Consider the following 12518-nt stretch of genomic DNA (forward strand, 5'->3'; position numbering starts at 1 on the left):
CGAGACGTCGTTCAACGACGTGGGGCCTCGCGCGCCTGCTCGACGCCGCGGGTGCGAGGTTCGCCTCCGTTTCCGACCCCGTACGGGACGGGCGGATCCTGACGAACAACCCATCGAAACAGGGAGAAAATGGCGCTCGACCAGGAAGCCAAGGCCAAGATCCGCGCGGAGTACGCGACCGCCGAGGGGGACACCGGTTCCCCCGAGGTCCAGGTGGCGGTGCTCACCAAGCGGATCGCCGAGCTCACCGAGCACCTGAAGGTGCACAAGCACGACCACCACAGCCGTCGTGGGCTGCTGCTGGTCGGCCGTCGCCGTCGGCTGCTCAACTACGTCCAGAAGAAGGACATCAACCGCTACCGGTCGCTCATCGAGCGGCTCGGCCTGCGCCGGTGACGTGACGGGGGAGTGACCAACCGGGTCATTCCCCCGATCGGCGTCACCAACCGACAATCCAGGGCCGCGCGACCACCCGAGACGGGAGCCGGTCAGCGTACCGGTCTCCGGTAGTGGCCCCCGGGATCCCCGGCGTTGAATCCGCCGGCCCCCGGGCGCTTCGATCGAAGACCGGCCGTCTGAGCAGCTTCCGCGCGTCGTGGGCCCCCCGACGTGAGGAGTAAGACCTACTTATGACCGAGAACCGACTCGGCACCGAATCCCGTACCGCCGTGATCGACAACGGTGCCCTCGGCACCCGCGAGATCACCTTCTCCACCGGCCGGCTCGCCCGGCAGGCCGCCGGTTCCGTCATCGCCCAGCTCGGCGAGACGGTCGTCCTCTCCGCCACCACGGCCGGCAAGCAGCCGAAGGAGCAGTTCGACTTCTTCCCGCTGACCGTCGACGTCGAGGAGCGGATGTACGCCGCGGGCCGGATCCCCGGCTCGTTCTTCCGCCGCGAGGGCCGGCCCAGCGAGGACGCGATCCTCACCTGCCGGCTGATCGACCGCCCGCTGCGCCCGTCGTTCGTCAAGGGCCTGCGCAACGAGGTCCAGGTCGTCGAGACCATCCTGGCGCTCGACCCGCAGCACCCGTACGACGTGGTGGCGATCAACGCCGCCTCGATGTCGACCAAGCTCTCCGGCCTGCCGTTCTCCGGCCCGATCGGGGCGACCCGGATGGCGCACGTCGACGGGCAGTGGGTCGCCTTCCCGACCCGCGAGGAGCTGGCCCGGGCCACCTTCGACATGGTGGTCGCCGGCCGGGCACTGGCCGACGGCGACGTCGCGATCATGATGGTCGAGGCCGAGGCCACCGAGCACACCGTGGCGCTGGTCGCCGGCGGTGCGACCGCCCCGACCGAGGAGGTCGTCGCCAGCGGTCTGGAGGCCGCCAAGCCGGCCATCCGTGAGCTGTGCCGGGCGCAGAGCGAGCTGGCCGAGGTGGCCGCGAAGCCGGTCGCCGAGTTCCCGGTCTTCCTGGACTACCAGGACGACGTCTTCGCGGCGGTGGCCGACCTGGTCCGCGCCGAGGTCGCCGAGGCTCTCAAGATCGCTGGCAAGGCCGACCGCGAGGAGGCTCTGGACCGGATCAAGGCCAAGGTCGCCGAGGAGCTCGGCCCGCGCTTCGAGGGCCGGGAGAAGGAGCTCAGCGCCGCCTTCCGCTCGCTGACCAAGTCCGAGGTGCGCAACCGGGTGCTGCGCGAGCAGGTCCGCATCGACGGCCGGGGCCCACGCGACATCCGTCCGCTGACCGCCGAGGTCGGGGTGCTGCCCCGGGTGCACGGCTCGGCGCTCTTCGAGCGGGGCGAGACGCAGATCCTCGGCGTCACCACGCTGAACATGCTGCGCATGGAGCAGATGCTGGACACGCTCGCGCCGGAGACGCGCAAGCGCTACATGCACAACTACAACTTCCCGCCGTACTCGACCGGTGAGACCGGCCGGGTCGGCTCGCCGAAGCGGCGCGAGATCGGCCACGGCGCGCTGGCCGAGCGGGCGCTGATCCCGGTGCTGCCGTCGCGCGAGGAGTTCCCGTACGCCATCCGGCAGGTCTCCGAGGCGCTCGGCTCGAACGGCTCGACGTCGATGGGTTCGGTCTGCGCCTCCACCCTGGGCCTGCTCTCGGCGGGTGTGCCGCTGAAGGCCCCGGTCGCCGGCATCGCCATGGGCCTCATCTCCGACGAGGTCGAGGGCAAGACCGAGTACGTGACGCTGACCGACATCCTCGGTGCCGAGGACGCCTTCGGCGACATGGACTTCAAGGTCGCCGGCACCCGGGACTTCGTCACCGCGCTCCAGCTCGACACCAAGCTCGACGGCATCCCGTCGGACGTGCTGGCCGCCGCGCTCCAGCAGGCGCACGAGGCCCGGCAGACCATCCTCGACGTGATGCAGGCGGCGATCGAGGCCCCGGCCACGATGTCGGAGTACGCGCCGCGGGTCACCACCGTCAAGATCCCGGTCGACAAGATCGGCATGGTGATCGGCCCGAAGGGCCAGACCATCAACGCCATCCAGGACGAGACCGGCGCCGAGATCTCCATCGAGGACGACGGCACGATCTACGTCGGTGCCACCAACGGCCCGTCCGCCCAGGCGGCGGTCGACCGGATCAACGGCATCGCCAACCCGACCCTGCCGAAGGCGGGCGAGCGGTTCCTCGGCACGGTGGTCAAGACCGCCGCGTTCGGCGCCTTCATCTCGCTCCTGCCGGGCCGCGACGGCCTGCTGCACATCTCCAAGGTGGGCGACGGCAAGCGGGTCGAGAAGGTCGAGGACTTCCTCAACGTCGGCGACAAGGTCGAGGTGGAGATCGCGGACATCGACGCCCGCGGCAAGATCTACCTGGACAAGGTCCGCCCGGAGGGTGCCGAGGCGCCGGCCGCCGCCGAGGAGGGCGAGCGTCCGGCCAGCCGGGACCGGGGTGACCGGGGCCCGCGTGGCGACCGGGGCGAGCGCCCGAGCCGGGGCGAGGGCGGCGAGGGCGGCGAGCGCCCGCGCCGGGAGGGTGGCGAGGGCGGCGACTCCCGTCCGCGTCGCCGGACCCGGCACAGCTGACCCACCCGTTCTGTTCCGTCGACCAGCCCGGCTCGCCGAGCCGGGCTGGTTCGTCGGAGGACACGGCACCACCCCCACCGGCGTCGTCCAGTCAGGAGCCAGCCACCTGTGAGTCGGGTCGACCACGCAACCTTCCCCGCAGGCCGACGGGGTACGGGTCACCGGGCCCGCGCCGCCGGTGCCGACCGACCGACCGCCGCCGCCCGGGCGGTGACCCGGACACTGAGCGACGACCCGTTGGGCGGCACGGTACGGCGTACCGTGCTCCCCAGCGGGCTGCGCGTGCTCACCGAGGCGATCCCGGCGATGCGCAGCGTCTCGTTCGGGATCTGGGTGGCGGTCGGCTCGCGGGACGAGACCGGCCCGCAGTCCGGTGCCGCGCACTTCCTGGAGCACCTGCTCTTCAAGGGCACCCACAAGCGGACCGCGCTGGACATCTCCGCCGAGATCGAGGCGGTGGGTGGTGAGACGAACGCGTTCACCACCAAGGAGTACACCTGCTACTACGCCCGGGTGCTCGACGAGGACCTGCCGCTGGCCATCGACGTGATGTGCGACCTGGTCGCCGACTCGCTGATCGAGGCGGCGGACGTCGAGACCGAGCGCGGGGTGATCCTCGAAGAGATCGCCATGCACGACGACGAGCCCGGCGACGAGGTGCACGACATCTTCGCCCGGGCGGTCTACGGCGACCACCCGCTGGGCCGGCTGATCTCCGGTACCGAGGAGACGGTCACCCCGATGACCCGCCGGCAGATCCAGGGCTTCTACCGGAAGCGGTACGTCGCACCGCAGATCGTCATCGCCGCCGCCGGCAACCTCGACCACGCCACCGTGGTGAAGCTGGTCCGGCAGGCGCTGCGTGACACGCCGCTGGACACGGAGCCGGCGTCCCCGGCCCCGCACCGGGCGAGCCGGCCGGCGGTCCGGACGAGGTCGGCCACCACCGTGGTCGAGCCGAAGGAGACCGAGCAGGCGCACGTGATCCTCGGCTGCCCCGGCATCGACCGGCTGGACGAGCGTCGTTTCGCCCTGGGCGTGCTCAACAACGTGCTCGGCGGCGGCATGTCCAGCCGGCTGTTCCAGGAGATCCGGGAGCAGCGCGGGCTGGCGTACTCGGTCTACTCCTACGCCAGCCAGTACGCCGACTCCGGGCTGTTCGCCGTCTACGCCGGCTGCGCGCCCGGGAAGGTGGACGAGGTGCTGGAGCTGACCCGCGCCGAGCTGCGCCGGGTGGCCGCGGACGGGCTGACCGAGGCCGAGGTGGCCCGGGGCAAGGGCATGTCCAAGGGCTCCTTCGTGCTCGGCCTGGAGGACACCGGCTCCCGGATGAGCCGGCTGGCCAAGGGCGAACTGCTCTACGGCGAGCTGATGCCCGTCGACGAACTGCTGTCCCGGGTGGACGCGGTCACCGTGGACGACGTCAACACCCTCGCCGCCGAGCTGCTCAGCCGACCCATGTCGCTGGCCGTGGTGGGCCCGTTCGGCGAGGGCGACTTCTCGGGCTGACCGCCCGCAGGGTGGGCGTCCCCGGTTCCGCAGGCTGGACCATGCCCGGCTTGGGATACGTTGTGCCCGTGACTGACGAGCAGGGAAAGCGACGTGGTGGGCCCGTCCGGGTCGGCGTACTGGGTGCCCGGGGTCGGATGGGTGTCGAGGTGTGCAGGGCGGTCGACGCCGCCGACGACCTCGACCTGGTGGCGACGATCGACCAGGGTGACGACCTGTCCGCCGCCGCGAACGCCCAGGTGGTCGTCGACTTCACCACGCCCGACGTGGTGATGGACAACCTGCGCTGGCTGATCGACCGGGGGATCAGCGTGGTGGTGGGCACCTCCGGTTTCACCGAGCAGCGGCTCGACCAGGTACGCGGCTGGCTGGCCGGCAGGCCCGACGTCGGCGTGCTGATCGCCCCGAACTTCGGCATCGGCGCGGTGCTGATGATGCAGTTCGCCGCGAAGGCCGCCCGGTACTTCGAGTCGGTCGAGATCGTCGAGCAGCACCACCCGCGCAAGCTGGACGCGCCGAGTGGCACCGCCACGCACACCGCCCGGCTGGTCGCACAGGCCCGCGCCGAGGCCGGGCTGGGGCCGTCGCCGGACGCCACCACCAGCGAGGTGCCGGGCGCACGGGGTGCCGACGTCGACGGCGTGCGCGTGCACGCGGTCCGGGCCACCGGTCTGGTCGCCCATCAGGAGGTGCTGTTCGGCACCACCGGCGAGACGCTCACCATCCGGCACGACTCCTACGACCGGGCCTCCTTCATGCCCGGCGTCCTGCTCGCCGTCCGCCAGGTCCCGCAGCGACCCGGCCTCACCATCGGTCTCGACCCGCTCCTCTGAGCCGGTGGGCGCCACGCTGACGGTGGCGGCGACCGTGGCGCGCCACGACCGCCGCCAACCACGTGGTCAGCGGAACGGGAGCGCCTCCGCCTCGGTGCGCGGAGCGGGAACGGTGGGCAGGTGCCCCGGAGCCAGGTGGGCGGGAGCGTTGGTCAGGCTGACCTCGCCGTAGCCGGTGACGGTCACGTCGACGGGGGTGCCGGCGATCCGGAGTCCGCTCACCGCGACGGCACCCAGTTCGGGGCCGGCCAGCGGGCGGAGCGCCACCCGCCCGCTGGGGACGTCCGGGTAGAGGCCGACGGCGGCCTGGAGGAGGAGGACGGCGCTCGCCGCCGACCAGGCCTGCGGGCGGCACGCCGCCGGGTACGGCACCGGACGGCCCAGGCTGTCCCGGTCGTCGCCGCCGTACAGCTCCGGCAGCCGGTAGTCGAACGCCTCGGCGGTGCGGAGCAGCCCCTCGGCGAGGGTGCGCGCGGCGTCGTGCAGCCCCGCCCGGGCCAGCCCGCCGAGCACGATGGCGGTGTCGTGGGTCCAGATCGACCCACAGTGGTACGACAGCGGGCTGAACCCGCCGTCGGCCCGGGACATGGTGCGCAACCCGAAGCCGCCGGTCATCTCCTCGGTGGCGAGCAGCCGCGCGACCTGGGTCGACTCGTCGTCGTCGAGCAGGCCGGTGCCGAGCAGGTGACCGATGTTGCTGGTCAGCGAGTCGACCGGGCGCTTGTCCCGGTCGAGGGCGAGGGCGGGCTGCGGGCCGTGCCGGCCGTCCACCCAGAACGTGGCCCGGAACCGCTCGGCGAGCCGCTGGGCGTACTCGCGCCAGGCGTCCCCGCCGGGGCGACCGAACGCGTCGAGCAGGGCTGCGCCGTTCACCGCCGCCTCGTACGCGTACCCCTGCACCTCGGCCAGCACGATCGGGGCCCGCGCGATCGTGCCGTCGGCGAAGCGCACCGCGTCGCCGGAGTCCTTCCAGCCCTGGTTGGCCAGGCCGTGCCCGGTGGTGTCGACGTACTCGACGAGCCCGTCGCCGTCGGCGTCGGCGTGCGTGCCGAGCCAGTGCAGCGCCGCCTCCAGGTGGGGCAGCAGCGGTTCGACCTGCTCGGCGGAGAGACCCCAGCGCCACGCGTCGTGCAGCAGGTTGATCCAGAGCATGGTGGCGTCGACCGTGCCGTAGTAGACCGGTGGGAGCCGCAGGCCCGCGTCGGAGAGGGCGAACTCGTGGCGGCGCAGCTCGTGCAGGATCTTGCCGGGTGCCTCGCCGGTGGACGGGTCGACCCGGGTGCCCTGCCGGCGGGCGAGTACCCGCAGCGTGCTGGCGGCCAGGCCGGTGCCGAGCGGGAGCATCATCCGGGCCGCCCAGAGGCTGTCCCGGCCGAAGAGGGTGAGGAACCAGGGCACGCCCGCGCCGAGGAAGACGTCCTCCGGGTGGCTCGGTTCGGCCAGGCGCAGCGCGCGCAGGTCGGCCAGGGAGCGGTCGAGGAGGCGGGCCAGGCGGCGGTCGTCGGCGCGTACCTCGGGACGGGCCCAGTCGGGGCCGTCCACCGGGGCCACCACGACGGCGCGGGGGTCGGTGACGGTCAGTCGCCAGCGCAGCACGGTGCTGCCACCACCGGCGGGGAGATCGACCGGCCAGGCGAGTCGGGGTGCGGTGGCGTGCTCGCCGTCGACGTACGCGGTCGCGCCCTCGCCGTGGACCGTGACGGTGATCCCGCCGGCGGCCCAGCCGAAGCCGCCGTCCGGTCCGGGGTGGGCCGGCAGCGCCGGTCGGCTGTCACCGGACTTGACCACCTCGATCGGGGCCAGGTCGCAGCCGAGGTCGACGCTGACCGTGGCCCGGACGCCGACCGAGGCGGTGGAGACCACGTGCAGTTCCTCGACCAGACCGTCGCGGGTGACCCGACGCAGCCGGTCGACGCGGACGGTGGGATCGGGGTGCGGGTCGCCGAGCCAGCGGGCGATGCTGACGAAGCGGGCGCCGTCGGGGCCGTCCGCCCCGGCGGCCAGCCCTTCCGGTTCCCGGTCGTTGACGCGTAGCTCGGCCCGGGACAGCACCCGGGCGTCGGCGTGGAAGACGCCCTGCACGCCGACCGGCCGGATCTGCCCGGCCGCGTCGCCGAGTGCGCTGGTCGGGGCGTGGACGACTCCGACCAGCTCGTGCAGCAGGGGTTGCAGGTGCCGTTCGGTCACAGGGGAACTCCAGGTCGTCGGCGGAACGGAGGTCTCTTGACAGATCGTTTCGGGGAGTGCAGAGTGCGAAACATTCCAGAAACTTGAACGATCCAATCCTGCCTTATCCAGTTTGGAACGTTCAAGATGGCGAGAGGGATTTCGTGGCACAGAAGGTGACCATCGCGACGGTGGCCCGGCGGGCCGGGGTCAGCCGTCAGACCGTCTCCAATGTGCTCAACGCCCCGCACGTCGTCCGCGAGGAGACCCGGCAGCGGGTGCAGGAGGCGATCGACGCCCTCGGCTACCGGACCAACCAGGCCGCCCGGCAGATGCGTACCGGCCGGTCCCGGCTGATCGCCGTGCGCATCGAACCCACCCGGGACGGCATCAACGGCTCCGTGCTCGACCGCTTCCTGCACGGCCTCTCCGAGACCGCGGGCACCGCCGGCTACCGGGTGATGCTCTACACCGCCGTCGACGACGAGCAGGAGATCCGGGAGTACGACGACCTGCTCGGCGCGTACGACCTCGACGCCTTCGTGCTCACCGGCACCAAGCGGGGCGACCCGCGTACCGCCTGGCTCGCCGCCCGGAACGTGCCCTTCGTGACTTTCGGACGACCCTGGGACGACCCGACCGCCCACCCGTGGGTCGACGTGGACGGGGCCGACGGCACCGCCCAGGCGACCCGGCGGCTGCTGGCGCTCGGCCACCGGCAGATCGGCTTCGTCGGCTGGCCGGTCGGCTCCGGGGTCGGCGACGACCGACGCCTCGGCTGGGAGCACACCCTGCGGGCCGCCGGGGTCGACCCGGTCGACCTGGACCGGCGGACCGAGGACGGCATCGTCGAGGGTGAGCGCGCCGCCCGTGACCTGCTCGATGCGGCCCGTCCGGCGACCGCCCTGATCTGCGTCAGCGACTCGCTCGCCCTCGGTGCCCTCCAGGCCGTCCGCGCCGCCGATCCCGCCGTCCCGGTGATCGGCTTCGACGACACCCCGGTCGCCGCCGCGGTCGGTCTGACCAGCGTCTGCCAGCCCCTGCACCAGGCCGCGGTGCGGTGCGTGGAACTGCTGGCCGGCCTGCTCGACGACACCCCCCGACAGATCCACCCCCAGGTGCTGCTGAAGCCCCGCCTGGTGCTCCGGCAGACCGCGTGACACCTTCCCCCACCCGAATCCCCCACCAGGAGAGTAGAGATGGCTCCTCGATCGATCCGCCGCGCGGCGGTGGCCGGCCTGGCCGTCGCCGCCCTGTTCGGCTCGGCGGCCTGCGGCAGCGGCTTCGACGACTCCGGCGACGAGGCCCAGTCCAGCGGCCCGGCAAAGCTGGAGATCCTGATCGGTTCCTCCGGCGAGGCCGAGACCAAGGCCGTGCAGGAAGCGGCGGCGAAGTGGGCCGGCGCCTCCGGGAACACCGCCACGGTCACCCCGGCCCAGGACCTCACCCAGCAGCTCGGGCAGGCGCTCGCCGGAGGTAACCCGCCGGACGTCTTCTACGTCGACGCCAGCCGCTTCGCCGACTACGCCAGCGTCGGCGCGCTCGAACCGTACGGCGACAAGATCAGCAAGCCGGACGACTTCTACGGGAGCCTGCGGCAGACGTTCACCTACGACGGCACGTTCTACTGCGTGCCGAAGGACTTCTCCACCCTCGCCCTCCAGATCAACACCGACCTCTGGGCGAAGGCCGGCCTCACCGACGCCGACATCCCGACCACCTGGGACCAGCTCACCGCCACCTCCCGCAAGCTGAAGGCGGCCGGGCAGGTGCCGCTGGTGGTCGCCGACACCCGGGACCGGATCGGCGCGTTCATGGTGCAGGCCGGCGGCTGGTTGACCAGCGAGGACGGCAAGCAGGCCACCGGCGACACCCCGGAGAACGTGCAGGCGCTCGGCTACGTCAAGACGCTGCTCGCCGAGGGGCTGGCCCGCTACCCGAAGCAGCTCGACGCCGGCTGGGGCGGCGAGGCGTTCGGCAAGGGCAAGGCGGTGATGACCATCGAGGGCAACTGGATCAAGGGGGCCCTCCAGAACGACTTCCCGAACGTGAAGTACAAGGTCGTCCCGCTGCCGGCCGGGCCGAAGGGGCAGGGCACCCTCTCCTTCACCAACTGCTGGGGCATCGCCGCCAAGAGCAAGCACAAGGAGCAGGCGATCAGGTTCGTCGAGGCGATGACCGCCGGCGAGCAGCAGATGACCTTCGCCAAGGCGTTCGGCGTGATGCCGTCCCGGCAGTCGGTCCGTGACCAGTACACCCAGCAGTTCCCGAACGACAAGCCGTTCATCGACGGCGCCGAGTACGCCCAGGGGCCGGTGAACGCCCCCAAGATGGACAGCGTCCTGAAGGACCTCGACACCGGCCTGAACACCCTCGCCACGGGCGACCCGAAGGCGATCCTCGCCCGTTTCGACCAGAACGCCAAGGCGGCGCTCGGCGGCAGCTGAGGGGGATGCAGGGGCCCCTTGCTACCGCTTTTTGACGAGCAGGGGGCCCCTGCATCCCACCCCCCGGAGGGAGGAGGGAGGGAAGATGGCGATCGACGCGCCGGCCGCGCCGGCCACCCCGTCGGCCGCGCCGCCCGGCGGGCGACGTCGCGGCGGCGTACGCGGTGACGAGACCCTCGCGGGTTGGCTCTTCGTGGCGCCCGTGGTGGCGATCCTCGGGCTGTTCCTGCTGCTGCCGATCCTGATGGCGTTCTGGGTGAGCCTGACCGGCTGGAACGGCCAGGGCAGCCCGTTCACGTCCGAGGTGCCCTTCGTGGGAGCCGACAACTACACCCGGCTGTTCACCGAGGAGGGGCTGGCCCGCCGGGACTTCATGACCAGCATCCGGAACAACCTCTACTACGTGGCGATCGTGGTGCCGACGCAGACCGCGCTGGCGCTCGGCCTCGCCCTGGTCGTGAACAACCGGATGCTCCGGGGGAAGTCGTTCTTCCGGTCGGCGTTCTACTTTCCCTCGGTCACCAGCTCGGTGGCGATCAGCGTGGTCTTCCTCTTCCTGTTCGCCAACTCCGGAGCGGTCAACGCGCTGCTCGGTGCGTTCGGCGTCGACGGGCCGCAGTGGTTCGCCGACGCCCGCGGGGTGCTGCACATCCTGCTCGGCACGGTCGGTGTGGACCAGCCGCCGGCCGCCCTGACCGGCGGCGGCCCGTTCGGCCTGACCTGGTGGGAGTGGCTCTCCGGGCCCAGCGTGGCGATGGTCTCGATCATCACGCTGGTGGTCTGGACCACCTCCGGGACGTTCATGCTGATGTACCTCGCCGCGTTGCAGAACGTGCCGGTGGCCCTGGACGAGGCGAGCACCCTGGACGGGGCGACCCGTTGGCAGCGGTTCCGTCACGTCACCCTGCCGCTGCTGAAGCCGACCACGTTCCTGGTGGTCACCCTCGGCCTGATCGGCACCTGGCAGGTCTTCGACCAGGTGTACGTGATGAGCCAGGGCGACCCGGCCAAGACCACGCTCACCCCGGCATACCTGTCGTACCGGACCGCGTTCCGGGATTTCGAGTACGGCTCGGGCGCGGCGATCTCGTTCGTCCTGTTCCTGATCATCATCCTGCTGACCCTCGGGCAACGCCGGCTGATGCGGGAGAAGGACCAGGTCGGGCGGCGGTCGTGGCGTCGACGCGTACCGGGGAGGTCCTGACATGGCCGTGGTGACCGGGCCGGCGGGCCCTCGGTCGGCCCCGGTGACCGCCCGTCGCCGCCCCGGCGGCGCGCGTGGCCTGGCGACGACCTTCCTCGGGTACGCCACCCTGGTCTTCTTCGGGCTGGTGTTCCTCTACCCGTTCGTCATCCAGATCGCCAACTCGTTCAAGACCGAGCCGGACGCGGCGGCCAACCCGCTCTCCCCGTTGCCCGACCCGGTCGACCTGGCCGGCTTCCAGCGGATCGTCGAGGGCACCGAGTTCCCGCTCTGGATGGGCAACTCGGTGCTGGTCACCGTGTTGGTCACCGCCGGCCGGGTGTTCTTCGACTCGCTCGCCGGCTACGCCCTGGCCCGGCTGCGCTTCCGGGGCCGGGCCGGGCTGTTCGCGGCGGTGGTCGCGGTCATGGCGGTGCCCGGTGTGGTGCTGCTGATCCCGAAGTTCCTGGTGCTCAACCAGCTCGGCATGTACGACACCCACGCCGCGCTGGTGGTGCCGCTGCTGGCCGACGCGGCCGGGGTCTTCATCATGAAGCAGTTCTTCGAGTCGATCCCGGTCAGCGTGGAGGAGGCGGCCCGGATCGACGGGGCCAGCCCGTTCCGGACCTTCTGGTCGGTGGTGCTGCCGATGGCGAAACCGGCCCTGATCACGCTGACCATCCTGTCGTTCCAGGGCTCCTGGAACGAGTTCCCGCACAGCCTGGTCGCCGTCCAGGACCCGGACCTGTTCACCCTGCCCCGAGGGCTGGCCGACCTGGTCAGCGGGTCGCTCGGCGCGGGCACGCAGTACCCGCTCAAGCTCGGCGCGGCGCTGCTGGCCACCATCCCGGTGGCGATCGTCTTCGTGGTCTTCCAGCGCTACTTCGTCCGGGACGCCAACGACGGCGCCGACAAGGGCTGAGGACGGTGGTGGTTCCCGCGCCGTGGGCCGGGAACCACCACCGGACCACTACTGCTCGATGACGGACATGATGTTGCCGGCCGGGTCGGTGAACCAGGCGATGGTCGGCCCGTTGTCGCGCATGATCCCCTTGTCGTCCTGCGGCATCCCCGGGTACCGGGCGAACCGCACACCCCGCCCGGTCAGCTCCTCGACCGCCCGGTCGACGTCGTCGACCGGGAAGTTGAGCACCGTGAAGGCTGCCGGGGTGTGGTCCGCCTTCGGGTAGACCAGGACGTTCCGGTCCCCGGCGAGGTGCAGCGTCAGCAGCCCGCCCGTACCCCCGGTCTGCGACACCCGCAGGCCGAGGGTGTGCTCGTAGAACTCCCGGGCGCGGTCGGTGTCGTCCACCGAGAAGCCGCTGAACGCCGGCGTGTCCCTGAACATGGTCGTCTCCGTTCCGGCCGTGGTCGCGGCGTCCGT

General features: G+C 71.8%; 10 protein-coding genes. 8 read left to right on the forward strand and 2 right to left on the reverse strand.

What is annotated here, in order from left to right; translation table 11 throughout:
• The first annotated feature begins 129 nt into the window (after positions 1-129).
• From rpsO to dapB, 4 genes are all read left to right on the forward strand, one after another.
• Positions 130-396, forward strand: a complete 267-nt coding sequence (gene rpsO / locus IGA62_RS20250) for a 30S ribosomal protein S15 (protein WP_123239140.1) — start codon at positions 130-132, stop codon at positions 394-396.
• A 233-nt stretch (positions 397-629) separates the two neighbouring features.
• A complete protein-coding gene (locus IGA62_RS20255) occupies positions 630-2996 on the forward strand; it encodes a polyribonucleotide nucleotidyltransferase (RefSeq protein WP_145819317.1) in 2367 nt (788 codons plus the stop codon).
• A 108-nt stretch (positions 2997-3104) separates the two neighbouring features.
• Positions 3105-4505 (forward strand): M16 family metallopeptidase, encoded by a 1401-nt coding sequence (locus tag IGA62_RS20260; RefSeq protein ID WP_377464236.1) that lies wholly within the window; start codon positions 3105-3107, stop codon positions 4503-4505.
• A 68-nt stretch (positions 4506-4573) separates the two neighbouring features.
• On the forward strand, positions 4574-5338 hold the full coding sequence (gene dapB, locus IGA62_RS20265) for a 4-hydroxy-tetrahydrodipicolinate reductase (RefSeq protein ID WP_186499988.1): 765 nt from the start codon (positions 4574-4576) through the stop codon (positions 5336-5338).
• A gap of 66 nt (positions 5339-5404) precedes the next feature.
• Here dapB and IGA62_RS20270 read toward each other — a convergent pair whose 3' ends face one another.
• The gene (locus IGA62_RS20270; protein WP_145819315.1) at positions 5405-7525 is read right to left on the reverse strand and encodes an amylo-alpha-1,6-glucosidase; all 2121 of its coding nucleotides are present in this window, start codon (positions 7523-7525) and stop codon (positions 5405-5407) included.
• Between the two features lie 143 nt (positions 7526-7668).
• On the opposite strand from IGA62_RS20270, the gene IGA62_RS20275 reads away from it, so the two are divergent.
• From IGA62_RS20275 to IGA62_RS20290, 4 genes are all read left to right on the forward strand, one after another.
• On the forward strand, positions 7669-8664 hold the full coding sequence (locus IGA62_RS20275; RefSeq protein WP_145819314.1) for a LacI family DNA-binding transcriptional regulator: 996 nt from the start codon (positions 7669-7671) through the stop codon (positions 8662-8664).
• 39 nt (positions 8665-8703) lie between these two features.
• The gene (locus tag IGA62_RS20280; RefSeq protein WP_145819313.1) at positions 8704-9951 is read left to right on the forward strand and encodes a sugar ABC transporter substrate-binding protein; all 1248 of its coding nucleotides are present in this window, start codon (positions 8704-8706) and stop codon (positions 9949-9951) included.
• 85 nt (positions 9952-10036) lie between these two features.
• Positions 10037-11155, forward strand: a complete 1119-nt coding sequence (locus IGA62_RS20285) for a carbohydrate ABC transporter permease (RefSeq protein WP_145819312.1) — start codon at positions 10037-10039, stop codon at positions 11153-11155.
• Between the two features lies 1 nt (position 11156).
• On the forward strand, positions 11157-12056 hold the full coding sequence (locus IGA62_RS20290; protein ID WP_145819311.1) for a carbohydrate ABC transporter permease: 900 nt from the start codon (positions 11157-11159) through the stop codon (positions 12054-12056).
• A gap of 48 nt (positions 12057-12104) precedes the next feature.
• On the opposite strand, the gene IGA62_RS20295 is transcribed toward IGA62_RS20290, so the two are convergent.
• Positions 12105-12482, reverse strand: a complete 378-nt coding sequence (locus tag IGA62_RS20295; RefSeq protein WP_145819310.1) for a VOC family protein — start codon at positions 12480-12482, stop codon at positions 12105-12107.
• Between the last annotated feature and the right edge of the window lie 36 nt (positions 12483-12518).

The organism is Micromonospora sagamiensis (assembly GCF_014680085.1).
In the GTDB taxonomy this organism is placed as follows: domain Bacteria; phylum Actinomycetota; class Actinomycetes; order Mycobacteriales; family Micromonosporaceae; genus Micromonospora; species Micromonospora inyonensis.